This is a genomic window from Paenibacillus woosongensis (assembly GCF_009725165.1).
Classification (GTDB): domain Bacteria; phylum Bacillota; class Bacilli; order Paenibacillales; family Paenibacillaceae; genus Fontibacillus; species Fontibacillus woosongensis.
The window spans coordinates 134,299-157,923 of the sequence record NZ_WNZW01000001.1 but is presented as its reverse complement, the minus strand read 5'-3'; the positions used below and the strand labels follow the sequence as shown (position 1 = coordinate 157,923).

The 23,625-nt window shown below is 48.4% G+C and carries 24 protein-coding genes; 16 read left to right on the top strand and 8 right to left on the bottom strand.

Annotated features, from left to right (window positions below; all coding sequences use genetic code 11):
- Positions 1-62: 62 nt before the first annotated feature.
- The 5 genes from GNP95_RS00745 (at position 63) to GNP95_RS00730 (ending at position 2,128) form a co-directional block, all read left to right on the top strand.
- Positions 63-599: a DNA topology modulation protein gene (locus GNP95_RS00745; protein ID WP_155609024.1), complete on the top strand. Its 537-nt coding sequence runs from the start codon at positions 63-65 to the stop codon at positions 597-599.
- Positions 586-753 carry a hypothetical protein gene (locus tag GNP95_RS25955; RefSeq protein WP_230873623.1) on the top strand — a complete coding sequence of 56 codons (168 nt, stop codon included), beginning with the start codon at positions 586-588 and terminating at the stop codon, positions 751-753. Before GNP95_RS00745 ends, GNP95_RS25955 begins: the two co-directional genes overlap by 14 nt.
- Positions 750-1,094, top strand: coding sequence for a GNAT family N-acetyltransferase (locus tag GNP95_RS00740; RefSeq protein WP_230873622.1), 345 nt, complete (start codon positions 750-752; stop codon positions 1,092-1,094). The genes GNP95_RS25955 and GNP95_RS00740 overlap by 4 nt, the downstream gene beginning before the upstream one ends.
- A 45-nt stretch (positions 1,095-1,139) precedes the next feature.
- Positions 1,140-1,538, top strand: coding sequence for a hypothetical protein (locus GNP95_RS00735; protein ID WP_155609023.1), 399 nt, complete (start codon positions 1,140-1,142; stop codon positions 1,536-1,538).
- Between the two features lie 128 nt (positions 1,539-1,666).
- Complete coding sequence (locus tag GNP95_RS00730) at positions 1,667-2,128, top strand: cysteine hydrolase family protein (RefSeq protein ID WP_196427030.1); 462 nt, start codon at positions 1,667-1,669, stop codon at positions 2,126-2,128.
- Positions 2,129-2,312: 184 nt separating this feature from the next.
- Here GNP95_RS00730 and GNP95_RS00725 read toward each other — a convergent pair whose 3' ends face one another.
- Genes GNP95_RS00725 through GNP95_RS00705 form a run of 5 tightly spaced genes read right to left on the bottom strand, consistent with a single transcriptional unit; the run spans position 2,313 to position 4,626 of the window.
- Positions 2,313-2,609, bottom strand: coding sequence for a spore coat protein (locus GNP95_RS00725; RefSeq protein WP_155609022.1), 297 nt, complete (start codon positions 2,607-2,609; stop codon positions 2,313-2,315).
- Between the two features lie 5 nt (positions 2,610-2,614).
- Positions 2,615-2,821 carry a hypothetical protein gene (locus GNP95_RS00720; protein WP_155609021.1) on the bottom strand — a complete coding sequence of 69 codons (207 nt, stop codon included), beginning with the start codon at positions 2,819-2,821 and terminating at the stop codon, positions 2,615-2,617.
- A 27-nt stretch (positions 2,822-2,848) separates the two neighbouring features.
- A complete protein-coding gene (locus GNP95_RS00715) occupies positions 2,849-3,985 on the bottom strand; it encodes a zinc-dependent alcohol dehydrogenase (RefSeq protein WP_155609020.1) in 1,137 nt (378 codons plus the stop codon).
- Positions 3,982-4,368 carry a spore coat protein gene (locus GNP95_RS00710; protein ID WP_155609019.1) on the bottom strand — a complete coding sequence of 129 codons (387 nt, stop codon included), beginning with the start codon at positions 4,366-4,368 and terminating at the stop codon, positions 3,982-3,984. The genes GNP95_RS00715 and GNP95_RS00710 overlap by 4 nt, the downstream gene beginning before the upstream one ends.
- A 12-nt stretch (positions 4,369-4,380) precedes the next feature.
- The gene (locus GNP95_RS00705; RefSeq protein ID WP_155609018.1) at positions 4,381-4,626 is read right to left on the bottom strand and encodes a spore gernimation protein GerQ; all 246 of its coding nucleotides are present in this window, start codon (positions 4,624-4,626) and stop codon (positions 4,381-4,383) included.
- Between the two features lie 733 nt (positions 4,627-5,359).
- Here GNP95_RS00705 and GNP95_RS00700 point away from each other — a divergent pair.
- Positions 5,360-6,151, top strand: a complete 792-nt coding sequence (locus GNP95_RS00700) for a lipid II flippase Amj family protein (RefSeq protein WP_155609017.1) — start codon at positions 5,360-5,362, stop codon at positions 6,149-6,151.
- A 45-nt stretch (positions 6,152-6,196) separates the two neighbouring features.
- Here the strand turns inward: GNP95_RS00700 and GNP95_RS00695 are convergent, their stop codons facing one another.
- Together GNP95_RS00695 and GNP95_RS26500 are read right to left on the bottom strand one after the other, a co-directional pair.
- On the bottom strand, positions 6,197-7,318 hold the full coding sequence (locus GNP95_RS00695; RefSeq protein ID WP_155609016.1) for a VanZ family protein: 1,122 nt from the start codon (positions 7,316-7,318) through the stop codon (positions 6,197-6,199).
- Between the two features lie 215 nt (positions 7,319-7,533).
- Complete coding sequence (locus tag GNP95_RS26500; RefSeq protein WP_330163204.1) at positions 7,534-12,381, bottom strand: rhamnogalacturonan lyase family protein; 4,848 nt, start codon at positions 12,379-12,381, stop codon at positions 7,534-7,536.
- Positions 12,382-12,866: 485 nt separating this feature from the next.
- Between GNP95_RS26500 and GNP95_RS00685 the strand changes: the two genes are divergently transcribed.
- Positions 12,867-13,025 (top strand): hypothetical protein, encoded by a 159-nt coding sequence (locus tag GNP95_RS00685; RefSeq protein ID WP_155609014.1) that lies wholly within the window; start codon positions 12,867-12,869, stop codon positions 13,023-13,025.
- 189 nt (positions 13,026-13,214) lie between these two features.
- Positions 13,215-13,661, top strand: coding sequence for a GNAT family N-acetyltransferase (locus GNP95_RS00680; RefSeq protein WP_155609964.1), 447 nt, complete (start codon positions 13,215-13,217; stop codon positions 13,659-13,661).
- 148 nt (positions 13,662-13,809) lie between these two features.
- Here the strand turns inward: GNP95_RS00680 and GNP95_RS00675 are convergent, their stop codons facing one another.
- Positions 13,810-15,048, bottom strand: a complete 1,239-nt coding sequence (locus tag GNP95_RS00675) for an RICIN domain-containing protein (RefSeq protein WP_155609013.1) — start codon at positions 15,046-15,048, stop codon at positions 13,810-13,812.
- Between the two features lie 736 nt (positions 15,049-15,784).
- On the opposite strand from GNP95_RS00675, the gene GNP95_RS00670 reads away from it, so the two are divergent.
- The 8 genes from GNP95_RS00670 to GNP95_RS00635 all read left to right on the top strand — a co-directional run bounded on the left by GNP95_RS00670 (position 15,785) and on the right by GNP95_RS00635 (position 23,616).
- The gene (locus GNP95_RS00670) at positions 15,785-16,588 is read left to right on the top strand and encodes an LCP family protein (RefSeq protein ID WP_230873621.1); all 804 of its coding nucleotides are present in this window, start codon (positions 15,785-15,787) and stop codon (positions 16,586-16,588) included.
- A gap of 221 nt (positions 16,589-16,809) precedes the next feature.
- Complete coding sequence (locus GNP95_RS00665; RefSeq protein WP_155609012.1) at positions 16,810-17,568, top strand: class I SAM-dependent methyltransferase; 759 nt, start codon at positions 16,810-16,812, stop codon at positions 17,566-17,568.
- A gap of 31 nt (positions 17,569-17,599) precedes the next feature.
- On the top strand, positions 17,600-18,310 hold the full coding sequence (locus GNP95_RS00660; RefSeq protein WP_155609011.1) for a class I SAM-dependent methyltransferase: 711 nt from the start codon (positions 17,600-17,602) through the stop codon (positions 18,308-18,310).
- A 2-nt stretch (positions 18,311-18,312) separates the two neighbouring features.
- On the top strand, positions 18,313-19,344 hold the full coding sequence (locus GNP95_RS00655) for a serine hydrolase domain-containing protein (RefSeq protein ID WP_155609010.1): 1,032 nt from the start codon (positions 18,313-18,315) through the stop codon (positions 19,342-19,344).
- A 226-nt stretch (positions 19,345-19,570) separates the two neighbouring features.
- On the top strand, positions 19,571-20,788 hold the full coding sequence (locus GNP95_RS00650) for an AraC family transcriptional regulator (protein ID WP_155609009.1): 1,218 nt from the start codon (positions 19,571-19,573) through the stop codon (positions 20,786-20,788).
- Positions 20,789-20,845: 57 nt separating this feature from the next.
- Positions 20,846-21,871 (top strand): ABC transporter substrate-binding protein, encoded by a 1,026-nt coding sequence (locus GNP95_RS00645; RefSeq protein WP_155609008.1) that lies wholly within the window; start codon positions 20,846-20,848, stop codon positions 21,869-21,871.
- A 26-nt stretch (positions 21,872-21,897) separates the two neighbouring features.
- Positions 21,898-22,710, top strand: coding sequence for an alpha/beta hydrolase (locus GNP95_RS00640; protein ID WP_155609963.1), 813 nt, complete (start codon positions 21,898-21,900; stop codon positions 22,708-22,710).
- 120 nt (positions 22,711-22,830) lie between these two features.
- On the top strand, positions 22,831-23,616 hold the full coding sequence (locus GNP95_RS00635) for a 2,3-dihydro-2,3-dihydroxybenzoate dehydrogenase (RefSeq protein ID WP_330163203.1): 786 nt from the start codon (positions 22,831-22,833) through the stop codon (positions 23,614-23,616).
- The last annotated feature ends 9 nt before the right edge of the window (positions 23,617-23,625 follow it).

Genomic DNA, 23,625 nt, shown 5'->3' with positions numbered 1-23,625 from the left:
GCTTAAGATAAGGGCTATCTAATGCTGGGGCTTTTTATTTTTTATACGGGGAGGCATCTTTGATGAAGAAAGTGCTTGTATTGGGATGTGCAGGCTCCGGCAAATCTACCTTTTCAACACGTTTAGGACATCTCACCGGACTGTCGGTGATTCATCTTGACTCGTTCTATTGGAAGGCAGGCTGGATCGCTGCAACCGAAGAAGAGTGGGATCAGACGATCGAAGAATTGCTGAATCATGATGGTTACATTATGGATGGTAATTACTCCAGAACTTTAGATAAGAGGCTTATCGATGCGGACGTTGTATTTTTTTTCGATTTTCCGCGTTTATTGTGCATCTATCGGGCAATTAAACGCAGAATCCTCAATCATGGGCGAACGAGAGAGGATATGGCAGCAGGCTGTACCGAGAAGATCGATTTAGAATTTTTGCGGTGGATTTGGAACTTCAGGGCAAGAAGCAGGGGCAAAATATTAGAAACGCTTGATCAAGTTAAAGAACAAAAACAGGTCATTATTTTTAGAACAACTAAGGAAGTAAAGAAGTATCTGGCCGGGATGGAATCGAAAAGGGGGAATGCATATGCTAGAGGATGATCTTAGGACACAGCTGCTTATTAGACCTGCGCTGCGCGAAGAGGCGCCAATTATATTGGGCTTATGGCAGAATTCGGCTAGATGGCTCAATTCCAAAGGGATCTACCAATGGAGGCCGGAATATTTTATTTGGAGCAAGTTTTGGAATTTATGAATGATGGATCGGACGTATATCTGGCCGAATGGAACAATGAAATTGTCGGAACTTATACTTTGACCTGGTCAGACCCGCTCATTTGGCAGGAGCTTGACAATTTAGAATCCGGGTACATACATAGATTCGCAGTTAATAGAAAATATCGAGGATTAGATATTGGAAAATATCTCTTGAAAAGCGCTGAACAGCAGATCAGGATTAAAGGAAAAAAATGGATCAGGCTTGATTGCATGGCAGAAAATCCAAGGCTTAATCAATACTACGGAGATTATGGATTTCAATATATTCGCAGAATCGATGGAGAGGGTTGGAGTGCCAATTTATATGAAAAGCAATGATACATGCGTGCTTCCAAACAATAATTTTGAATAAGGATGGGTGCAATGAGAAAAATACGGGTCGTTGCAATGGCCGCCGGTTTGATCGCGGTCACGGTGTTACTCCTCGGTCTTTCGTTGTTCCTAGGCAGCAGGTCAAACGGAGTTTCCAGCCTGGATTTGCATGAGATCAGGAAAATCGCCTGGAAGAGTGTGGAGAACAATCGATACGATACTATTACGACAAATTGGGAACAAGCTAGAGTGGAGCTCATCGAATCTAAAGATAAATGGATCATTCCCACAACCGATGAACAGAAGAAGAAGCTGGAGCAGATCGAGAAAACGGAATCCATATTAATCGCAGTAACATTTAATACAGAACAAGATGGGCTTTTAGGTCCCATTGTGCCTATCATCGACCCCAAATCGATGAAGGTTATCGGTTTTTATCCAAGGTATTAATAAGGGAGGAATCTCCAAATACCTGCGCAATGAGGCTGTGATGAGGACCTATACCAAGTCGCATTACGTAAAGAAAGACGAAGTTGTTTTTCAGAAGAATATTTAACTTTATAGGGGGAACATCGCATATGAAGAATGCAGCACTATTAGTTGTGGATGTCCAAAACGCATTAGTGCAAGCTAAACCTTTTGAAATTGAGACCGTTATAAAAAATATACAGAGACTAATTTCCGCATGCCGCGAAAACAGCATAGAGGTCATTTATGTCCAGCACGATGATCCTGTCGGTGAGGAATTGGAACCGAATACGGAGGGCTGGCAAATTTATAGTGGGATTAGTCCGCTCGCAAATGAAAAGGTGATCAACAAAAAATTCAACTCCGCCTTTAAAGGGACAAGTTTAAAAGAGTATTTGGAGCGTAAAGGAATCGAGCAATTAATAATCACAGGGATGCAAACTGAGTATTGTATAGATACGACTCTAAAGGCTGCATTTGAGTACGGGTATCAAGTGATTATCCCAGAGAAGACAAACACAACCTTCGATAATGGGGGGGTTATTAGCCGGCGATTTATATCGCTTCTATAATAATAATATTTTTAAAGGCCGTTTTGGGATCGTAGAAAACATTGAAGATACAATTGGCAGAATCAAAGATCAAGGATGTTAATCAAAAGTGAGGGAATATAATGACTCGGGACAACAAAAAACGGCACAGAGTGCCGTGAGTCTGAGCATGGTTGTGGTACGGAACAGTTATGAATCTTAGGGGTTAAGTTGGAATATTCATAGCGGTTTGTATATTCTGCAAATCCAACTGAATTTGCTCATTTACATTGTAGGGATGGTACAGACCCCGCTCTATCATATAAGCGAGGATCATTTCATGAGTATCGATCGCTTCCTCCAGTTGTTTTGTCAACACTGTTTTGATTTCAGGGGTTATACATTCTGTAACGGCCATCGCATAATTTCTAACCCCGCTTTTAGCATTAATAAGCAAGTCCATCGCAATGACTTCATCCGTTAGCTTATTCATTCCTGTAATATATTCTAAAATTGGATGCATCTTGTTTATCCCCCTTGTTGAGATTTCGACAACAGTCCGTTCAGCTCTTCAAGCTGCCGCGTAGATAATTGAACATCATGTTCCAGTATTTGCTTCAGCCCAGGATCCGAGACAAGAGCTTGCATCAGCTTGGATTTAGTCATGCAGACTGTTTTAAAGGCTGCTATTTCATGTACTTCCAGCGTTTCGTGTAAGGCGAATGATCCGTTCATTTGATGTCCTCCTGTTTCAAAAAGAGCTCACGGCTTCAATATCACTTTGATGCAATTGTCCGTCTTCGTGTCGAATATTTCGTATCCGCGCTTTGCTTCACTTAGCGGGATCACATGGGTTACGATATCGCCTGGATTTACTTTGCCTGAAGTGATCAGCTCATACATATATGGCATGTAGTGAATGACTGGGGCCTGTCCGGAACGGATGTTGATATTGCGCTGCATGATATCACCAAGAGGAAATCCGTTATAGCGCCCGCCGTACACGCCTGTAATTTGGATCGTTCCACCTTTGCGGACTGCTTGCGAGGCCATGACCACGGGGCTCATCGTCCCGCCCTGCAGTTTCAAGCCGCTGGCCAGGAATTCGAGATCGTTCATTTTTCCATCCATCCCGACCGCATCAATCACGACATCGGCTCCGCCTTGGGTAATTTCTTTGAGATGGCTGCCGACATTTTGCTCATGCTCAAAATTGATCGTTTCCACGTTGTTCGTCCGTTTTGCATGCTGCAGGCGGTAATCAACGTAATCGATGGCGATTACCCGCTTTGCTCCTTTCAGCCAGGCAAACTTCTGAGCCAGCAGACCGATCGGTCCACAGCCCAGCACGACCACCGTGTCCCCATTTTTTACTCCAGCGTTATCGACGCTCCAGTATGCCGTTGTCATTGCGTCGGAAATTAAACAAAGCTTCTCATCGGATTCTTCACAGTTCTCAGGAATTTTGAAATGGGTGAAGTTAGCATAGGGAACGCGCAGATATTCAGCTTGACCGCCAGGATAGCCGCCAGCCGAATCGGAATAGCCGAAGTAAGCTCCTATTTCCCCGTTCTCGTTGGAATTGTCACATTGGCTCTCCAGCTGGTTTTGACAGTAATAACAATCACCGCAGGCGATATTAAACGGGATGATGACCCGGTCGCCTTTTTTTAACTTAGTAACGCCAGGGCCGACTTCTTCCACGATTCCCATAGGCTCGTGCCCGATGATGTAATTCTCCTTCAGGTTGGGAATCATCCCGTGAATAAGGTGAAGATCCGATCCGCAAATGGCAGTACTGGTCATTCTTATGATCATATCGTCCGGTTTTTCGATTTTGGGATCCGGTACATCTTTGACGGCGATATTTTTAATGCCCTGATAAGTTACGGCCTTCATGCTTGATCCCCCTCCATGTGCTGATCTGGCGTCCGATCAAACATCCCAATCCGCCGCGTATCTTCAGGAAATAAATTCATTTGTCCAATCATGACCGAAGTATTTACCGAAAGCTGATCCAACTGGTATTGCTCTTTTAATTCATAAGGATGAAACCACTTTTTGCGTACCATGAGATCAGTAATTTCTTGATGCATCGCGATGCATTGCCTCAGTTGATTGCGCAGCAGTGTTCTTGCATCCAAGGATACTGCTTCTGTAAGGGCAATTGCGGTATTCCTTACTCCTTCTTTGGCGCGCATAAGGAAATCCATTGCAAAGGTCGAATCCGCTGTTTCCGGCATATTTAAAGCGTTGATTGGATCTAAGTAATCGTTATTCATAGGAGTTCTCCTTTAATTTAATATAGGAGTGGGGCGGTTTTTAGGAACAGGCGCTTGGAATGGAGCCTTTGCATAGATCGCTTGCAAATCAGCAATGGCTTGTGTGGATTGCTCAACGTCTTTTTGCATTAAGTCTTTAAGCTCCTGGTCAAAAACGAGGCCTTGCATCAACTTAGACTTGGCTAAGCAGAGTGTTTTGAAATTAAGCATCTCGTGAAGCTCCATTGCTTCATGAGCTGCCAAGGTTTGCATATTCATACGCCATCATGACCTCCGTGTTATTCATTAGGGGTAGCTTCTCCCTAACCTATTACTGTTATGCAGAAGTTAGCCCTAGTGCGCATATCCTGCCCGCTGAGGTGCACAACCAAGATGTGATTAGATTATTGAAACATAATAGATATAGATTTTGGAAGTTACCCGATGATTGCTTGTGAAAGACTCCAACATTTAACGAACCTAGCGCAACAGTAACAGGGAGCCTCTTGCACATTTCTAACGGTTACCTATGCCGTTAATCCGCTGATTTTTCACTTTTTGAGATTCTAACGGTTGTATATGCGGCTAATTTAACGTGTTCCATATGTTACGATGAAATTTTTGCAAATAACGTGGATTACAACCGTTAGAACATCGAAGTGTTCATTTGCGACTAATTTAACGGCTTAAGCAACCGTTAGAAATTTGGAAAGGCCTTCAGGCTTTCCGATCGTCTTTTTAGTAAAAGCGAAACTGGATGCAGGTGATATTCGTATTTGAGGTGTGGTTGTTATAGGTTCGGTACAAGGTTTTCAACAATTAGGCGAGCCGTCTTATGTCAGAGGAGTCACTTTAGGATCTGTGGTTGAAAAATACTAAGTATTACTATTAGTCCTGTCGCTGCGCTACGAACAGATGTATAATCATGGAAGTAGCTCAGTAAACAACAACGATCCAGCCCAAGAACAGAGCGTTATTGATGGGCTGGGTCTATTATTTATGGAGACTAATAATGATTAATTACTTAATAACCAGCTTTTTTCTAACTATGATTATTCATACCGCGGAAACGTTGTCTTATTCTTTAAGGTATGCCGGAGTGAAAATAAACAAAATTGCCGTTGCACTGTCCTTGACGGGTATAATGGTGCTGGTCTCAAGAACCGCAAACTTGATTCAAGCGCCATTAACCGCGAAGTTTATTGATTTTGCCAGGACGGATCCTTCATTTAACGTGCTCCAATATCTAAGAATCATCTTGATCGCCGCTTCGATCGGGACATTTATAGCCATTGTTCTCTTTCCTACGTTTGTGAACATCTGGGCGAGAGTGATCTCGAAGCTGGAGCTTGCGGGTTCGCTGCCGCGGCTCATTTCCAGTGTCACGGTAGCCCAGCTGCGGAATACGAAGCGTTATATCGCCAAACCAACGTTTCGTTTACAGGAGTTTCGCTATTTGGGTGTTTCCAAGCGATTTATATTCTTAAATATTATCGTAACGGCAATTTACACCGTAGGCGTGCTCTCCTCCTTGTATGCGGCCCACCTGGTACCTGAATTAAGCACGATGGCGTCGCAATCCTCCGGTTTGATTAATGGAATCGCGACGATCCTCCTAACCATATTCATAGACCCCCAGGTAGGATTGATTACGGATCGGGCCCTTAACCAGGAAGAGTATAAAGAGCAGCTGGGGAAAATATACATGCTGCTGATGACGTCACGTTTTTTAGGGACGTTGGCTGCGCAAACAATGCTCCTTCCAGCATCCTATTTTATATGCAAGGTCATTCAATTAATTTAGCAAGGGGCTAGTCCGACGAGCCGGGATGAGCGTATCGCGCCCATTTTAGCTGTCTTGAGAAGCTTGCTCTTCTTTGGGTTCCCAGGCTACGACATGCTTGGTATGACTCACTTTTTCATAAAAAAGCTGCGGTTTTCTACGGATGGCAGAAATGACGACATGGATAAAGAAAGCCACATCAAGCGCAAATACCGCCAGTACGACCAATACAATGATAACCGGAGTGGAATACTCGTCTATATTGGAGGAAATTTGGTTCAATCCGAAGATCAGCCAGTAGAGAATGCCATAACGAACGACAAGAGAAGGCAAGGAGATTTTGGGGTTCGGTCCCGTCCGTATCAACCGGATTCGCACCATCCATTTGCCGAGAGTAAATCCGCCTGTTAGATAAGGGATGAGCATAAAGTAGATTCCTGACGAGAGCAGGAATGAAAGCGTCAAATGGAAAGTCTGATCCAGCAAGTGCTGGAAGAAGGACCAAAACCAGAAGTCGAAGAGATACGCTACCCCCCGCCTGATAAAAGTAACGCGCTTGGCGGCAGGATCTACATCGGCGTCCAGGCGGTCGACATTTGGCAGCAGGCTTGCAGTCCAGTCGGCGCACAGTACCCCGAGGATGCCTCCTAGCGTATTCATGAGCAGATCATCAACGTCAAATACACGATAAGGATGTTTATAGATGCCGTATAAGCCTGTTAATTGGGTTAGCTCGAAAAACAGGGAGAGCAGGAAAGTCAGCGCAATGCAGCGAAGCCACCCAAGCCGATAATAATAGCGCAGTACCCATGCAAAGGGAACGGTCAGCAAAATATTGAACAGAACCTGCAGCACAGCCCGCTCCTGAAGCAAATGCAGGTAGGTCGCCGGATTATTTATGACGATGGAAGTTTCCCTCAGAATGTCGCGGATGAAATTCAACGGGATCAGTTGAAGTCCTCCCGAGATCATGGGAGTATTATCCCGGGACACGGGAAGCGGCAGTATAACGAGAAAATAAGCGTTCATTAAATACAGCAGAAATAAATATTTAATGACACCCCTAAATTTATTGATGTAGCCATGCTTGCGATATTGCACAATGAGAAACGGCAGCGTAAATAAGAACGCGGCAAAAGGGAAGGTGAAAAAAGCGTACTTGATCGGAAACAGATAGGATTGAAGCATAGAACACCTGCCAATGATGTAATTTAGAATTACGATTTGTACGAATATCATCTCCTGCCAACCTGTATAATATTTAGCTTTTTAGCTATAATTTCAACGATAAAAAACGAGGCTGTCCGAAATTGAATTCATTCGGAACAGCCCCATCTCTATGGAGTAACAAGGACGATGTATTAGTGCCGCATGGCTTTCGCTAAAGAGTACGCCTGCCGGCTTTATTTTACAGTAACTGTTAAAATATCGCTTTTTGTTATACCGCTGCTGTTTTCCAGTTCTACCTGGTACTTATATTCACCGGCGGCTTTGCCTTCGATCAGGGTCACCGCATATTGTGCGTGCGGAGTAGAAGCGGTGAGATCCTGGGTATCAATAAGAACGCCGTTCTCGTATAGGCGATAGACGGTGGCGTTCGTGCCCCACCATAAATTCATCGTCAGCTCATAGCTGCCGTCGCCGTCCCAATTATCATCGGACAGTACCGCTTTGGCCGGGGCAGCATGTTTAACGGTGACGGTTCGGGCTTCACAGGCGGTCGTGCCAAATTTATTGATAAGTTCGCAGGTGTAGGTGTAGGTGCCGTTCGGCCGCCCCGTAATTTCCGTAGAAGCTATCTGTGCGGAGGGAGAATCGTCCGTCAGTTTCTGCGTATCGATCAGCCGCCCGTTCTCGTAGAGCTTATACTCGCTGCCGTTATTACCCCACCACATGTTCATGGTAATGGTATAGTCACCGTCTAGCAGGCCAGTGTCGTACCCGTTATTATCGGTTAATGCCGGCTTGCCAGGTGTCCCAGAAGCTTTAATCGGCTCCTCCGGTTCATTAGGCGCTCCTACATAAGTGATCAGCGGGGCTTTAGGCTGCTTCATGCCTTCACCCAGGAAGAAGCCCGGATGCGGCGGCTGATTGTAGCCGACATTCTGCCATGCGACCGCGAGGCGGTATACTGGATCGTGCATCAATGTGTGAAGCTTGTATTCCGTCGGATCTACGGTGGTGTAGACGCGAAGCTCCGTACTGTCTTCGGAACGCCAGATGACCTCTTCCCGCCAGTCGCCGAACAGATCGGCCTGCAGCGCCGGATTTCCTTTCGTGTAGTTGTTGGATAAGGTGCCTTCAGCCGTCAGCAGGTTCATGGTCGTTTTATTTTTGTAATCCCATTTATCGATCGTACCTGTACCCGTCTTCGTTTCAGTATTCCATTTGTGGTCGAGCAGCTCGCGCAGCAGGTCGCCGTCCCACCAAATTGCAAAGTTGGCGGAGGACGGGATTTTCTCGCTAATTAACTCGCCTCGTGCGCTATAGAGCCCCGTAATCGGAATATGCTCCTCATTCGTAATTGTCGACGCCCATGCTTCTTCTCCTGGATAATTTGGATCGATATCGGCGGTCATGCCTCTACCGGTATCCTTGCCCGTAAATGCGCCCCAGAGAATTTCACCGGTGGCTGCATCATGCATCTCCAGCCCGAACTTGGCGCCCGTGCTCTCATGAACCCCGAATACCTCAAGTCCAGGGCGGGTCGGGTCAAGATCTCCGAAGTGCAGGGCATCGCCATGGCCAAGCTCCGTGCTGTACAGAATCTGGCCATCATCATCAATCGTGATTGCGCCAAAAATGATTTCATCCTTGCCGTCATTGTCCACATCGCCGACCGACAGATTGTGGTTGCCTTGGCCGACATAGCTTCCGTTGCCTTCATCATTTGTATCAAAACGCCATTGCTTCGTGAACTGGCCGTCCTTGAAGCTGTATGCAGCCAGAACGGTACGAGTATAGTAGCCCCGGCTGAAAATAACGCTCGGATGCTCTCCGTCCAAATAGGCCACAGCAGCGAGGAAGCGGTCGACCCGGTTGCCGTATGTGTCGCCCCATGCCCCCACATCCCCGCGCGGCGGGTCATAGGGGACGGTAGACAATTCAGCGCCGGTCTCGCCGTCAAATACGGTGAGGAATTCGTCGCCGAGAAGTACGTAGCCTGTGCTGTTCCGGTGATCCTTAGAGGCGTCGCCGATGACCTTGCCTTGGCCGTCGACCGTTCCGTCAGCCGTCTTCAATACGACTTCAGCTTTGCCGTCTCCGTCCAGGTCGTATACTAGGAACGGGGAATAATGAGCTCCGGCCCGAATGTTATGACCAAGATTAATGCGCCACAACTGCGTTCCATCCAGCTTGTATGCATCCAAATAGACGATCCCGGTATAGCCGCTCTGCGAGTTATCCTTGGCATTGGAAGGCGACCACATCAGGACGATTTCGTAAGCGCCGTCCCCATCCAGATCGCCGATGCTGGCATCGTTAGCAATGTACGTATAAGGCTGGCCGTCCTTCGTATAAGCATCAGCCGGCTTTTGCAGCGGAATCGAAAGATATTGCTGCTGCCATACGCCGAACTCATCGCTGGCATCCTTTTCTTTACCACCGATGACCGTCGTTATTATATATTTGGATTGTTCCTTTCCCTGCGTATCGACGAAATTCGTGCTGCTTGCGATCGGCTCTTTGTTTACTTTGATGCCGTCGCGATAAATGTTGAATGCGATATTGTCCGGATCCAGCCCAAGCAATCTCCACCCGATGTAGTTGCCGTCCTTCGTCTTTACCGCCACAGGAGCCCGGTCCAAATACTCCATCTCGCGGTACAAAGTCGTTACCGCCTCGGTCACAAGCATTTCCGACATCCCGGAGATACCTCCAGCATTAACTGATGCGACTTTATAGTAATAAGGGATGGTCGTAAGCACGGCCGGGTCCGTGTAAGAGTTTGTTTTAGTTTTCCCAATAAGCGTGTATTCGCCGTCCGGTCTGGTTGAGCGATAGACATTATAGAACCGGGCCTCTTTCACGGTATCCCAGGCGATGGTCACATCATTTTTATGGATCGCCTGAACGGTAAGTGCAGCAGGCACCGGAGCCAGCGGCTGGCTGGGATCGATCATGGTTACAGTTATTCCGTTCGAGGGCACGGATTCAAATCCGCCATGGTCCATTGAAGTTACGCTATAAACATAGGTCAAGCCTACATCCGCCGTTGTATCGGTAAATGAGGTGTCGGTCGTTTCCCCGATCAGCTCGGGACGGGCAGATCCTTCGGTTTGGCGGTAAACCTGGTATTTAGCCGTATCTGTTGCACTTGCCAGCCAGGTTAGCTTGGCGGTGACCGGATCGTTCAGCTGCAGCTCATCCAACTGGAGCGAATCCGGCGCAAGCAGTATAGGCGTGATCTCCAGACCGTTGAGATGAGCCGTTTGTCCGCTGAAGACGAGATTCATTTGCCCGTCGGTCACTGCAATCTGATGGAAGACCTTCTCGGCGATATTTTCTTTGCCGGAGGAGACGGTGCCATAATCTTTTCCTTCGATATTGACATTGGTTCTTGTCGAGCCGATCCAATCTCCGGTATATGTTTTGACGGAGTAGGAGCCGTTCGGCACATCGACCTTGAATTCATAGCTTCCGCCAAAATAAATGACGAAATCCCGGCGCAGGGCATCGGTTGCACTTCCGCGATCCCGATCGTCCATGCCTGCACTTGAAGTTAGCCCGTAACCAAGCTCTGGCGTATACAGCGTTTGGCGAATTACCTCTGTATAACCTTCGGCTACCGGGGCACCAACTGGACCGAAATCGTACTTATATTGGGCAGATTTCGTTCCAATGCGGATTTCATCTGAGGGCTCGGATTCTCCTCGCCCATTAACAGCGGTAACGCGAACGGTATAGCCAGTCCCCTCTGTCATGCCGCTGATCGTAATAGAGGGAATGGTGGAGGTACCGATCATCTTGTAGGCTGATTCCGGCTCCGTGGCCAGCTTGCGGTAAACCTTGTAGATTTCTGCAGTTTCAACCGCGTTCCATTTCAGGACCGCACCTGCATTGCTAATGCTGCCCGCTGTCAGCCCCTGCGGTTTGGCCGGCACATGATCAGGCTGCGCGATCTCTTTTACATATTCCGAAAGCGGCATAAATCCAAGCTGCTGTATTCCGCTAGCAACAAGTCTGGCGATTTGGATTGCGCCGTATTCCTGGAAGTGGGTGTCGTCTGCTGAACCGTTAGGGAAGGCCTGGTAGACGCCTGGATCAACGTGCAGGAAAACGGAACGCGCGGCTTCCGGACCAATGGAGTCGTAGTATGCAACGCTTGACGCGCTTAAGTCGACGAGCTCCACATCAAGCTCATGTGCAACTTCCTTCATCGATTTCACGTATTCCGGGAAGCTGACATTGAACTTGCCTGTAGCTGCTTTGAAATCCCTCCGGCCGACAGGGGTAATTAGGATAGGCGTAGCCCCGCGCTGTCTCGCGCCAATAACATAGGATTTCAGATAGATTTTGAAATCCTCGGGCGAGGTATAACGCTCCGGTCGGCTAATCGTTGCGTCGTTATGGCCAAATTGGACAAGCAAATAATCGCCGGGTTTGATGACCCGCAATATTTCATCCAGCCTGCCCTCATATACAAAAGACCTTGAGCTGCGGCCGCCGATCGCGCGATTATCGATGAGGACATCGTCTGTAAAATACCGGCCGATCATTTGCCCCCAGCCTGCCTGCGGCTGCCAATAAGGGTCATAGGTCTGAACCGTGGAATCGCTGGCGAGAAAAACGACCGGCCGGTCGCCCGGCTCGCGCTCCGGCTGCTTACGGATGACAAGTGCATTGATATTCGGGGCCGAACCGGTAAAGTCCAAGTTCAACTGTCCATCAATCAAGGCGATATCAAAATCCATCTCCAAAAATTGCCCAGCCAGCTTGGCTGTTGGCTGCACCTTCTGAATCGTCTCCGCTGTGATGGCGATATCCGTCGGTCCGCTCTCGTCGCCCGCGATTAGTGAGACCGTGTAGTCGCCACTCGGGAGATCAACTATAAACGCTGTATCTCTAGGAATCGCGAAATCGGATTTCAGCGGGTGGGATGTGCCCCGATCCTGCTCGGAAACCTGGGATGGGTCGGCGAAGCCGTAACCCCGTTCTTGAGAGTAGGGGGTAGCAGCAGTGACTTTCATATAACCGCTTGCAATCTCGCCGGGACCAAAATCAAAGCGAACCTCATCGTTAGCCAGCATGGGAACTGGATCGTCATAGACAGCGCTTGTGACTGTCTCCGGTAAGGGGTTGAGGGCTTCAGGCTCCATTGCCTGCGCAATAGACCCGAAGGGGAGTATAGTGCTGAAGAGCATAACCATCATTAAAAAAACAAGGAAAGATTGTTTATGAACATTGCTTTGCATAATTGCCATACCCTCTTTCTAATTAATATAGTAAGTCTCCAGAAAGGTGTAAGCGATTACAAATAAATTAGAAATAACGACAGTTATTTCTTGTCAATAATAATTATCCCCCTTTCATTTTGATATTTTTGAAATATTTGCTAATTACATTTAAGATCATAGCATTTTTAATTGACAATAAAGGTTCACGAAACAGTTATTTTTCCTTAAAAATCAGACTTTTTGACACAGGTGCTGCATTTAGCCGATGCATAAAATGGCTTGTTCATCCGTATCCTACAGTTGGACTATATAAGCAAAGAAGGGGGGCGGAATGCGAAATGAGCAAAGAGAAACAAGGCCTTAGCAAATATGAAGTGCAGCGGAATTCGCTGAATAAGATGCCGGTTCCAGACAAGGATAGAGAAGAGTTTGCCAAAGAAATGGTCGAAGACGCCAAAGCGGCGTTTGGGCAGGAAGATGCCGGCAATAAGGAATAATATGTCTCGAATTGGGGATATGAAGGGTGCCTTGACGGTTATTTAACCGCGGGCGCCCTTGTTGGCGTAGCCATTTTTTTATGATCAAAGGAAGGAGTTGGACATCGGAGCTCCGAATAATAGGATAAACAGAAGCATGCATATAAGGAGAAATTGGTTGTGGAGTTTACAGTTCAGCTGCTCAAAATTATGGAGGATGCCCCGTTCGAATTATTACTGCTTGCCGATCCCTCTAAGCGGAATGTGCAGGAATATTTGCAGAGAGGCCTATGCTACATTGCTGCAAATAGATCAGAAACAATCGGCGTATTCGTATTGTTATGGACGCGTCCAGGGACAATGGAAATCGTGAATATTGCCGTACGCGAGGAGTATCAGGGCCAGGGTATCGGCAAGCAGCTCGTCTTGCGTGCGATTGGCGAAGCGATAAAACAACATGCGAGAACGGTTGAAATCGGCACGGGAAATTCGAGCCTGAGCCAACTGGGGTTATATCAGAAATGCGGATTCAGAATTACGGGAGTGGATCGTGATTTCTTTATCCGGCATTATGATGAGGCGATCTTTGAGAACGGAATACAGTGCAGGGACATGATCAGGTTAAGTTACGATTTACCAGAAACGGAATGCAGATAACAAGACGGTTGCTATTTCATAGAATGACCTTGAGCATGAAGCTTGGGGCACGGTTCAAGTAAATGTTCCGATGAATGAAAGAAAGAGAAACCCTTTGGTCGGATGACCCAAGGGTTTCTGGTGTATGCAGCGGCCGCTCAGCCGCCGGTTAATTCACTTTCGTAAAAAGCCATTTCTGGGCATCCGTGCCGTTATCAGTCCACTGCTGAACCGCCGCGCCGTCGGCCGCCGATGCGCTGGCCACATCCATGACCAGGCCGCTAGCTTTGGATACCAGCTTATAGTATCCTCCACCGGCATCGACCAGCATCCACCGCTGGGCATTGGTTCCATTGTCGGTCCACTGCTGCAGCTGCACGCCGCTAGCGGTACTGGAGCTTGGCACGTCCAGCACTTTGCCGCTATGCATGGCGGTCAGCTTATAATACCCATCTCCCGTGCTTTCTACTTTGAAGCGCTGATTGCTCGCGCTGTAATTGGTCCATTGCTGCATTTTGGCGCCATCCGCTGTGGAGACGTCCACGACATCCAGCACCTTGCCGCTCGCTTTGGAGGTCAGCGTATATACGCCGCCGCTAACGATGTTTGGCGCACTTGCAGCTTGATATACACGTACATAATCGACCAGCATTTGTGCCGGGAATGGCGTTGAAGCATTAGGGCTTCCCGGCCAGTTGCCGCCGACGGCCATATTCAGCAGAATGAAGAACGGCTTCTGGAATTCCTCCGTATTTCCGGTGCCGTTGGCAATATAGAACTCGTTAAATTGGACACCGTCCACAAACCAGCGAATGTAGTTCGGATCCCATTCAATGCTGTACGTATGGAATTGGGAGAAGTCCAAATTTCCCGACGTGCGCCCGTATTCCGCATGGCCATTCGCATCCCAATGCACAGTCCCGTTCACGAAGGAGTTGTTGTTGACCCGTTCCATGATATCGATTTCACCGGATTTAGGCCAACCGACCGTCGTAATGTTGGAGCCAAGCATCCAGAATGCCGGCCACAGGCCTTGTCCGGAAGGAAGCTTGATTCTGGCTTCGACTTTACCGTAGGTAAAGTTCTTCAGGCCTTGGGTTTTGATCCGGGCAGAGGTATAATTCATGCCGCCGTAGGATTCCCTCTGAGCGGTAATGACAAGATTACCTCCCGTCACCTGAAGGTTCTGCGGGCGGTTCGTATAGTACTGCAGTTCATTGTTGCCCCAGCCCCCGCTGCCGGTGCCGATTTCGGCCGTCCAGTTGGCGGAGTTCAGGGAATTGCCGTCAAATTCGTCACTCCATACTAGATTCCAGTTGGGTGCAGCGCTAGTAGTTCCGGTGGGCACGAAAGAAATCAGAAGAGTAAACAGCAGAAAGAGATACAATAATTTCCCGCGTTTCAACATGATTTTTCGCTCCTTTATAGAAGTTAGTCTTGCAGGATTGCTTACACGCTGCGCTTGCGTGCAATACCACTAAACCGGTTTCGATTTATTAAATGATAACGCTACCATCACTTTCCATTATACTGGTAAATTGGTAGTAAATACAACTAAAATCTCTACATTAAGGACGAATATATATTAATATGAGAAAATAAGGCTCAGTAGAGCCGAGGCTAAATGGTTTGCGCGTTCTTACGGACCCTGGCTCAGCTATTTTGCAAAAAAGTCGCTTTTTCTGAACCTAACGGACACAGCGGGCCCTATTTTCATATAATTGATGGTTCAATGTTGATTTTAACTAAATAGCTTCCAGTGTGTCCGTTAGCGCGCTGATTCCGTTTAAAACAGGTAAATAACCAATCTCCTGTCCGTTAGAAATATGGCATTAGCGCTATGCCTGCCTTAGCCGTCTAGAGTCAATCTTAACTTATTCATAACCCTTTCTGTTTATCTTCAGGATAAAATTAAGATGCGTTACAGGTATGTTTAAGTTTGGAGGATTTATAGGAATGAGTGACACAGGCAAATCTCGGAGAAGAAGATGGGTACGGGTGCTGGGCTTCTCTCTGGCTATTGTATTACTGCTAGGAATAAGCTATTACGGGTATTCTTTCGTTCATTTTGGACAACAAATTCAGAAGAAGAATGAACATACGGGCGGGCATGAACAGCAGCCTGACGAATATGTCCTTCCGGTATGGGAAGGGAAAGAGCGATTGAACATATTGCTCTCGGCGGGGACGGGAGATTGGACGAGGATCCCGGGCGTTCGGATACGATCATGGTCGCTTCGATCGATCCTGTCTCGAAGACAGTTCATTTGTTCTCGATTTTGCGGGATACGTATGTCGAGATTCCCGGCCACGGGAAGAATCGCATCAACACCGCGCTGGCTTTTGGCGGGAAAGAAGGGCCGGAGCTGGCTAGTCAGGCCGTGGGAGGTTTGCTGGGCATTCCGATTCAGTATTACGTCTTTGTGGAGTTTGAAAGCTTCATTCAGCTGATCGATGCGATCGGAGGGGTAGACTTCTATGTTGAAAAAGATATGAAGTATACCGATACGGCGGATAAATCGCATTACCAGATCGATTTGAAGAAGGGGATGCAGCATCTTGACGGGAACAAGGCGCTGCAGTATGTGAGGTTCCGTAAAGACGCTCTTTCAGACTATGCGCGGACAGAGCGCCAGCGTGAGTTCTTGAAGGCCGTCGTCAAGAAAATGCAAAATGTCACGACCCTCGTGAATCTGCCGCAGATTTTAAATCAAATCGCTCCTTATGTGCAGACGAATATGGATTCTAGGACGATGCTGAAGCTGGCCGGATTATGCTATAAGATCAATCAGGACTCCATCCACTCCAGTCAGCTGCCGCCGCTGGACATGCTGCGGGAAGAGAAGATCAAAGGCGCGTCCGTCATAACCGTAGATCAAAACCGTCTGCAGAAATATGTCGAGGAGCTCTTATCCTCCAGTTCGGCAGCGGCTGAACAGCATGACTAATAAAGGACGAGGGGATTTTTCTTTGAGCAGCATCAGCCGAGGCAGACCGGCTTCTTGCTGATCAGCAGCTTTGATATATAATAGAAGAAGCTCAAGCCAGATGTATGCCTCAGCCTTAGATAAGAGCGTCTATGGGCTGGGGCTTTTTTATTACAAGCTATTTTGGCGGGGAATAAAGTAGGCGCAATGAATGACAGCACAATACAGATGGGTGTGAGGATATGCTGAACTCTTATGGAGAATTATGCACAGAGGTGTATGAATTGAGCAAGCCTGTGGGATATTCATTTGGCGACATTGAATATTATGCAGAGCGATTGAAAGGAATTTCGGGGAAAATACTAGAGGTAGCCTGCGGGTCAGGCCGAGTTCTGATTCCATTGCTTGAGTCGGGTCTTAAGGTAGAAGGGATAGATAACTCGCCGTATATGCTGGAATCATGCAGGAAGAAATGCGGTGAGCTGGGGATACTGCCCACTTTGTTTGAAGGCGACATGCGCAAGTTTCATCTGGAAAATGCTTATGAGGCGATTATGATTCCAGGAGGCTCTTTACAATTAATAGAATCGAGAGAGGATCTCGTCGCTGCGTTGAAATGCTGCTATGAGCATCTGGCGGATGGAGGCGTATTTATTGCGGATATTTTCCTGGAGACGGATTTTGAAATGAATACTGTGAAGACGCGTTTATGGGAGACGGAGAAGGAAGAAACCATTACATTAGAAGAAAAGCGAATCGAGCTAAATTTAATTGAGCAGAGAACGTTGTCGCTCTTAAAGTACGAAAAGTGGCAGAATGGGCGTTTGATCCAGTCGGAACTTCAGCGATTTCCTGTGAAATGGTACGGCGTTTATGAGTTTAGTATGATGCTTGAAAAAGCGGGGTTCAGCGACATTGTCATTTCCGGAAATTATGAATATGGCATTGCACCTCAGCATGCGGATCAAATGATTACTTTTGAAGCAAGAAAGAGAATTTAATATCGATGAAATAGGAAGTGAAAAAAGAGCCATGTCAAATCATGATCAAATTTATATATCTCAAGCCAATGCTTATGAAGCGATGATCAGCAGGCAGCCTGATCTATCTGAAATCGTCCGGCAAATCCGGCCCTATAGAAATTTGGACGTGCTTGATTTGGGAGCGGGCTCTGGAAGACTGGCCTCATTTCTCGCCCCCGAAGCCCAAACGCTCATATGCACCGACGTATCCCGGCCTATGCTGGATATTCTGGACCGTAAATTAACTGAGCAGAATTCCGTCCGCAACTGGATTACACTAGAGGCGGATCACAGATCGCTGCCTGTGCCTGACTCCTCCATAGACCTCGTGGTGTCGGGCTGGAGCGTTTGTTACCTTGCGAGCTCGAATCAACCGGAATGGGAGGCGCATTTGGAAAGGATCATTGCAGAGCTGCAGCGCGTTCTAAGACCCGACGGGACAATCATTATATTTGAAACGATGGGCACAGGAACGGAAACGCCCGACCCGCCGGAATTCCTGACTTCCTACTATTCCCTGCTGGAGAAGAAGTACGGCTTCCAGCATCAATGGCTAAGGGCGGACTATAGGTTTGCGTCCGTGGAAGAGGCGATCGAGCATACTGAATTTTTCTTTGGCGAGGAGCTGGCCGCGCGGATAAGGAACAATGGCTGGTCAACCCTGCCGGAATGCGCAGGAGTATGGTGGAAGCAATGGGGAAGCCTAGATAAGGAGATGTAGAGATGGCTGAATTTATCGCTGCCGAAATTAGCAATTCGGTGGGGGAGTTCAATGAGCTGAACTCTCATGTACTGGACACTCAGAAGCAGTTAAAATGCACGGCGGCGGCAGTTTTTGTAATACAAGACGACCGCTTGGTCAACGAGTGGTATTCGGGGAGACATAGCGAATCGGCATCTTCCCGAGCGGTAGATGCCCGGACTCAGTTTAACGTTGCCTCCGTAAGGAAAACTTATCTTGCTTTTGCGATCAGCCTGCTGATTGAGAAGGGATTGATTCGGCGACTCGATGATGACATAAGCAGTTATGCGAATGTGGCTGCGGAGGCTGTTAAGGGAATAACGATCCGCCATTGCTTGACTCATACGCATGGATTAGAGTCTCAAGAAGGGGAACTGACCCGCTCTTTTTTACCCGGTGAGAACTGGGCTTATAATAACAACGGCATTGCTCTTCTAACGGAGATGGTGAGAGATCTAACGGGCAAGCCGCTCGCCGAGTTTTTGCAGAAGGAATTGTTTGCACCAATTGGACTGGCAGAGACCGGATGGCGGACGGAGTGCCACGAACATTTGATTTATAATTACTATCAGGACAAAAATAACTGGGTTGGGCCGAACGATAGCCCTGCCGGGGAACAGAGCAACCTTTTTGTAAGCGCTCGCGAACTCGCAATTTGGGGAAATCTGCATCTTAACCGAGGCAGATTCCGGGGAGAGCAAGTTTTTCCGCAATCGATTTTTGACCGGATCACCAGCATACAGACGCTTGCCGGGTTAGCGCCGCATTTGCCGAGGCAGGGTTTCATTTGGTGGCTGCAGAGCGTCACTCCTTTGAATCAAATAGGCGAGAGAGTACCGGCAGGCTCATTCCAGGTTCTGGGGATCACCGGCTGTACTTGTCTAGTAATACCCAAACATAGAGCTGTAGCTGTACGAATGTATAATGCATTAAGCAATCCAGAGGGATATGATTACCTGCAGGATATCCGGCAATTTGGCGATCTGGTGGCAGAAGCTCTACAAGGAAGCTAAAAACCTGAATTCCTGTATTTGGACCAAACATAGTAGTTAATATCCTTATCCAATTACCTTGAGGTGAGTGGATATTTTTTTCGTAACAATAACATTTATCCGATTTCGCAGGTAAGGAAGATCTTCTATTGCCACCGTTGGCAAGGATTGGTTAAAATAGAATGTATGATATTGAGAATCATTTTCAATTAGAAGATGATTCTTTTATTTTAAGGAGGAGTTTTTTATGGTTTCAGATGATTTATTTTCATATACAGTAGATTCGCTCAGGGATGAATCCAGTGCCAAGAAAGAACTGTCTGAGATAAAGCAATACATGGAAGAACACTTTCACGAGCCATTAACGATTGCTCAATTGGCTGAAATGGCGAACGTCAGCCCGAAGTATTTCGTCGATCTGTTCAAGAAAAGCTTCGGAAAGAGCGCTATGAAATATTTATCCGAGCTGCGCATTAATCAGGCCAAGCGATATTTGCTCTCAGGGGAGGAGCAGCTGAGGCTGCGGGATATTGCGCAAATGGTAGGTTACAGCGATGAATTTTACTTTAGCCGTAAATTTAAAAAAGAGGTGGGCATCTCCCCCTCTGACTATATTAAGCGAGCGAGGCCGCGCATCGCAGCATGTTCTCCTGAGATCGCCGGCTTGCTGCTGGCCCTGGACATTATCCCGGTGGCTGCCCCCCTGGATCCCAAATGGACGGCTTATTATTACAATGATTACCGGATGAAGATTACATCCCATCTACAGCTCTTGGAGCCCTACAATCAGTTGGCATTTGCAGCCAATATGGAGAAGCTGGCCGGACTTCGCCCTGATGCGATTATCGGAACTGACCAGCTCGCAAGGAGTGAGCAGGCTAAGCTAAGCAGCGTCGCGGAGACCTACTTTGTACCTGTAGAGCGCTGCGGATGGCGGGAACAGCTGCGTTTGCTTGCCCGGTTTTTGGAGAGGGAGGAGAAAGCGGAGCAGTGGATCGGGCAGTATGAATTAAAAGTCCAGGCAGCGAGAACCGAGATCGGCCGAACGTTAGGCAATGACAGCATCCTGGTACTGCGAATTTACGGAGATCGCATCCATACGTATTGGAACCGCGGAATACTAGATGTGCTGGTCCAAGATTTGCAAATAAAATTGGCTTGCCCCGCTTCTATGTCAGGCCATCGGCAGCTTACGCTTGAGGAGCTGGCGGCTATCAATCCGAGCTGGATCCTGGCCGTCGTATGTGCGGAGTCCGCTTCCCGTTCCCACTGGCTCTCTCTGCAGCACTCCAGGCAGTGGAGGCAATTGCGCGCCGTACAGAACGGCCAAGTGCATCCGATTCCGTCTGACCCTTGGTTTGAATACTCGGCGATTTCCGTAAACCGCATGCTGGATGAGGCGCTGCTCATGTTTACAGGAAAATGTCCATACCGTTTGCAGGATACTGTCCATGGTACTACCTAAGGAAGATGATCTATAATCATTCTCAATGATAATCATTATCATGCGAGAGGGGAAACCATGTTGAAAGTGAGCACTAGGTTAGGAAAGAGAATTAAACCGCATTATTTAATGCTGCTATGCCTTGCGCTGGCAGGAAGCATGCTTGCCGCCTGCGGGACGGATCCCGCCCAAAATGCGTCCGGGCAGGTGGAGACAAATCAGGGAGCGGCTGAGGTTCCCGGAACCGGGGGGAAGATTCAGGAGACGCCGAAGGGCGAGCAAACGTTCAAGGACGATCTCGGCCACGAAATTCAAATATCCGGACAGCCGGAGCGCGTATTTGCGCCCTATCTGGAAGATTCGCTGCTTAAGCTTGGGATCAAGCCGGTAGCGCAATGGTCGAATGGAAATCTGGGCCATAGCTATTTACAGGAGGAGCTGCAGAATGTGCCGAAGCTTGATTTTTCGGGCGGAGCACCCTCTTCGGAGGTGCTGCTCTCATACAATCCAGACCTGATCATCCTGCATACGGCCAACTATGCCGGCGACGGCGTGTATGAGAATTACTCCAAAATCGCGCCAACCTACGTATTCAACAACGCAGCAGGCGACGTCGAGAAATCCCTCGAGATATTGGGACAGCTCGTAGGGAAGACCGAGGAGGCCAAGCAAGCACTGGAGTCTTATCACCAAAAGGTCGGCGATGCCAAGGCAGCTATTGAGAAGAAAGCGGCCGGCAAAAAAGTAGCGATTATCCGTTTCGCCGCCAAAGGTGTGAGCTTGATGGGCGGTAATTATTTGTGCGGATACGTCTTAAATCAGCAGTTGGGCATCGAAATGACCAAGCTGACCGAGAACGAGAACAGCCTGAATTTATCGCTGGAGATATTGCCGGAACTGGATGCGGACTATATATTCGTCATCAATGCCTATGGACAAGGGACAGACCGCATGAAGGAGATGACGGAAAGCAGCATTTGGAAGGGCATTCCTGCCGTACAGCAAGGCCATGTATATGAAGTGAGCGATGAATATTGGCTCGGAAGCGGCCTCATTGCTTATGAGAAAATTATCGACGATACAGTCAAGCTGATGGCTGAATAACGGAAATAAAGGTGGATCAAGAGGAAATGGCTGACGGCAAACAAATGGTCATTCCCCGTGCAGCACAATGGCTTATGCATTCGCGCGTGGAACGCCGCAAGTATCGAATAATGGTGAGTGCGCCTTCCGAGCCCCCTCCCCCTTCAGGATATCCGGTATTTTACGTGCTGGACGCCAATTCCGTATTCGGCACGATAGCCGAAACCGCGCGCTTGCAGGGCAGTTGTCCCCATAACACGGGGGTATTTCCCGCGGTGATCGTAGGGATCGGCTATGACACGGAGGATTTGTTCCCGGCGGAGCGTTACTACGACTACACGCCGGCAACAAGCCAGGACTACCGGTATCGGCCCGACGGAACTCCCCTGCCGAAGCAGGGGGGAGCGGCAGCCTTTTTGCAATTTATTGAGGAAGAGCTGAAACCGGAAATTGGAGCTAATTACGCTATCGACCAAGGTAAACAGACGTTATTTGGCCATTCGCTCGGGGGGCTGTTCACATTATATACGCTGTTTACGCGACCGGCGGCCTTTGCCTGCTACATTGCCGGCAGCCCTTCATTCCATTGGAACAAATCGCTGATCGGCGAAGCCGAGGAAATGTTCGTCAATCGCCTTCAGCAGGAGGCTTTGAATGTGAAGGTTCTGCTCGGCGCAGGGGAGCTGGAGCTAAACCATATTTCTCAAAACAGCAAAAATGCCCAAAGGCTGGCGGAACGCCTGTCGATGTACGCCAGCTCAGGGATAACGGCCCGCTTTAAGGAATTTGAAGGGGAGGGGCATGTAACTGTACTGCCGGCATTAATCAGCCGGGCGTTACAATTTGCATTCCATCCTTGAGAGAAAGGGGGATGAGCTCAGATAGAAGCATGAGGGAGAGAGGCCGCAAATTGGAGCGGACTGGGTATAGGTATAGGGCATGAGGTCAGCAAATTAAAAGTGCAAGGGAGGGCTGATGAGGTGGAATATACGGGGATTAAAGGAAAGGTCGCTTTGGTGACCGGAGCTGCCCAGGGAATCGGCGAGGCTGTTGTCAGGGAACTGGCGGAGGCTGGAGCGATTGTAGCGGCCCTCGATCTGAACGGGGCTGGTGTCGAGGGTGTAGTGGCCGAGCTGCGAACCCAAGGGTGCCAAGCCCAGGCGTTCGCAGTCGATGTTGCGGACAGTCCGGCTGTGGAAGCGGCTGTTGAACAGATTGAACGGGAGCTTGGCCCCGTTGAAATTCTCGTGAATGTAGCTGGTTTGCTGAGAATGGCTTATATCGAAGAGCTTCGTGATACGGATTGGGAGGCGGTATTTGCGGTGAATGCCAGCGGGGTGTTTCATGTATCCCGTTCCGTCGTGAAACGCATGGCTCCCCGCAAATCCGGCGCAATCGTGACCGTTGGCTCCAATGCAGCCTTAGTGCCGCGCACGCAAATGGCGGCCTACTGCGCCTCCAAGGCAGCAGCGGCCATGTTCACGAAATGCCTGGGCCTGGAGCAGGCCGCCAATCATATCCGCTGCAATATCGTCTCGCCGGGATCCACCGACACGGCGATGCAGCGGATGCTGTGGAACGGGCAGGATGGAGTCCAGGCGGTCATCGTCGGTTCGCCCGAATCGTACCGCCTCGGCATACCGCTCGGAAGGATCGCCGAGCCGGCCGATATTGCCGCTGCGGTGTTGTTTCTGGCGTCTGACCGGTCCCGGCATATTACGATGCTTGATTTGTGTATTGACGGAGGGGCAACATTGGGGGTCTAACGAAGGAAA

Excerpts from the sequence above, each read along its gene's own strand:
- GNP95_RS00745 (WP_155609024.1), top strand. The coding sequence starts at position 63 with ATGAAGAAAGTGCTTGTATTGGGATGTGCAGGCTCCGGCAAATCTACC.
- GNP95_RS25955 (WP_230873623.1), top strand. The coding sequence starts at position 586 with ATGCTAGAGGATGATCTTAGGACACAGCTGCTTATTAGACCTGCGCTG.
- GNP95_RS00740 (WP_230873622.1), top strand. The coding sequence starts at position 750 with ATGAATGATGGATCGGACGTATATCTGGCCGAATGGAACAATGAAATT.
- GNP95_RS00735 (WP_155609023.1), top strand. The coding sequence starts at position 1,140 with ATGAGAAAAATACGGGTCGTTGCAATGGCCGCCGGTTTGATCGCGGTC.
- GNP95_RS00730 (WP_196427030.1), top strand. The coding sequence starts at position 1,667 with ATGAAGAATGCAGCACTATTAGTTGTGGATGTCCAAAACGCATTAGTG.
- GNP95_RS00725 (WP_155609022.1), bottom strand. The coding sequence starts at position 2,609 with ATGCATCCAATTTTAGAATATATTACAGGAATGAATAAGCTAACGGAT.
- GNP95_RS00720 (WP_155609021.1), bottom strand. The coding sequence starts at position 2,821 with ATGAACGGATCATTCGCCTTACACGAAACGCTGGAAGTACATGAAATA.
- GNP95_RS00715 (WP_155609020.1), bottom strand. The coding sequence starts at position 3,985 with ATGAAGGCCGTAACTTATCAGGGCATTAAAAATATCGCCGTCAAAGAT.
- GNP95_RS00710 (WP_155609019.1), bottom strand. The coding sequence starts at position 4,368 with ATGAATAACGATTACTTAGATCCAATCAACGCTTTAAATATGCCGGAA.
- GNP95_RS00705 (WP_155609018.1), bottom strand. The coding sequence starts at position 4,626 with ATGAATATGCAAACCTTGGCAGCTCATGAAGCAATGGAGCTTCACGAG.
- GNP95_RS00700 (WP_155609017.1), top strand. The coding sequence starts at position 5,360 with ATGATTAATTACTTAATAACCAGCTTTTTTCTAACTATGATTATTCAT.
- GNP95_RS00695 (WP_155609016.1), bottom strand. The coding sequence starts at position 7,318 with ATGCTTCAATCCTATCTGTTTCCGATCAAGTACGCTTTTTTCACCTTC.
- GNP95_RS26500 (WP_330163204.1), bottom strand. The coding sequence starts at position 12,381 with ATGCTGGCTAACGATGAGGTTCGCTTTGATTTTGGTCCCGGCGAGATT.
- GNP95_RS00685 (WP_155609014.1), top strand. The coding sequence starts at position 12,867 with ATGAGCAAAGAGAAACAAGGCCTTAGCAAATATGAAGTGCAGCGGAAT.
- GNP95_RS00680 (WP_155609964.1), top strand. The coding sequence starts at position 13,215 with ATGGAGGATGCCCCGTTCGAATTATTACTGCTTGCCGATCCCTCTAAG.
- GNP95_RS00675 (WP_155609013.1), bottom strand. The coding sequence starts at position 15,048 with ATGTTGAAACGCGGGAAATTATTGTATCTCTTTCTGCTGTTTACTCTT.
- GNP95_RS00670 (WP_230873621.1), top strand. The coding sequence starts at position 15,785 with ATGGGAAGGGAAAGAGCGATTGAACATATTGCTCTCGGCGGGGACGGG.
- GNP95_RS00665 (WP_155609012.1), top strand. The coding sequence starts at position 16,810 with ATGCTGAACTCTTATGGAGAATTATGCACAGAGGTGTATGAATTGAGC.
- GNP95_RS00660 (WP_155609011.1), top strand. The coding sequence starts at position 17,600 with ATGTCAAATCATGATCAAATTTATATATCTCAAGCCAATGCTTATGAA.
- GNP95_RS00655 (WP_155609010.1), top strand. The coding sequence starts at position 18,313 with ATGGCTGAATTTATCGCTGCCGAAATTAGCAATTCGGTGGGGGAGTTC.
- GNP95_RS00650 (WP_155609009.1), top strand. The coding sequence starts at position 19,571 with ATGGTTTCAGATGATTTATTTTCATATACAGTAGATTCGCTCAGGGAT.
- GNP95_RS00645 (WP_155609008.1), top strand. The coding sequence starts at position 20,846 with ATGTTGAAAGTGAGCACTAGGTTAGGAAAGAGAATTAAACCGCATTAT.
- GNP95_RS00640 (WP_155609963.1), top strand. The coding sequence starts at position 21,898 with ATGGCTGACGGCAAACAAATGGTCATTCCCCGTGCAGCACAATGGCTT.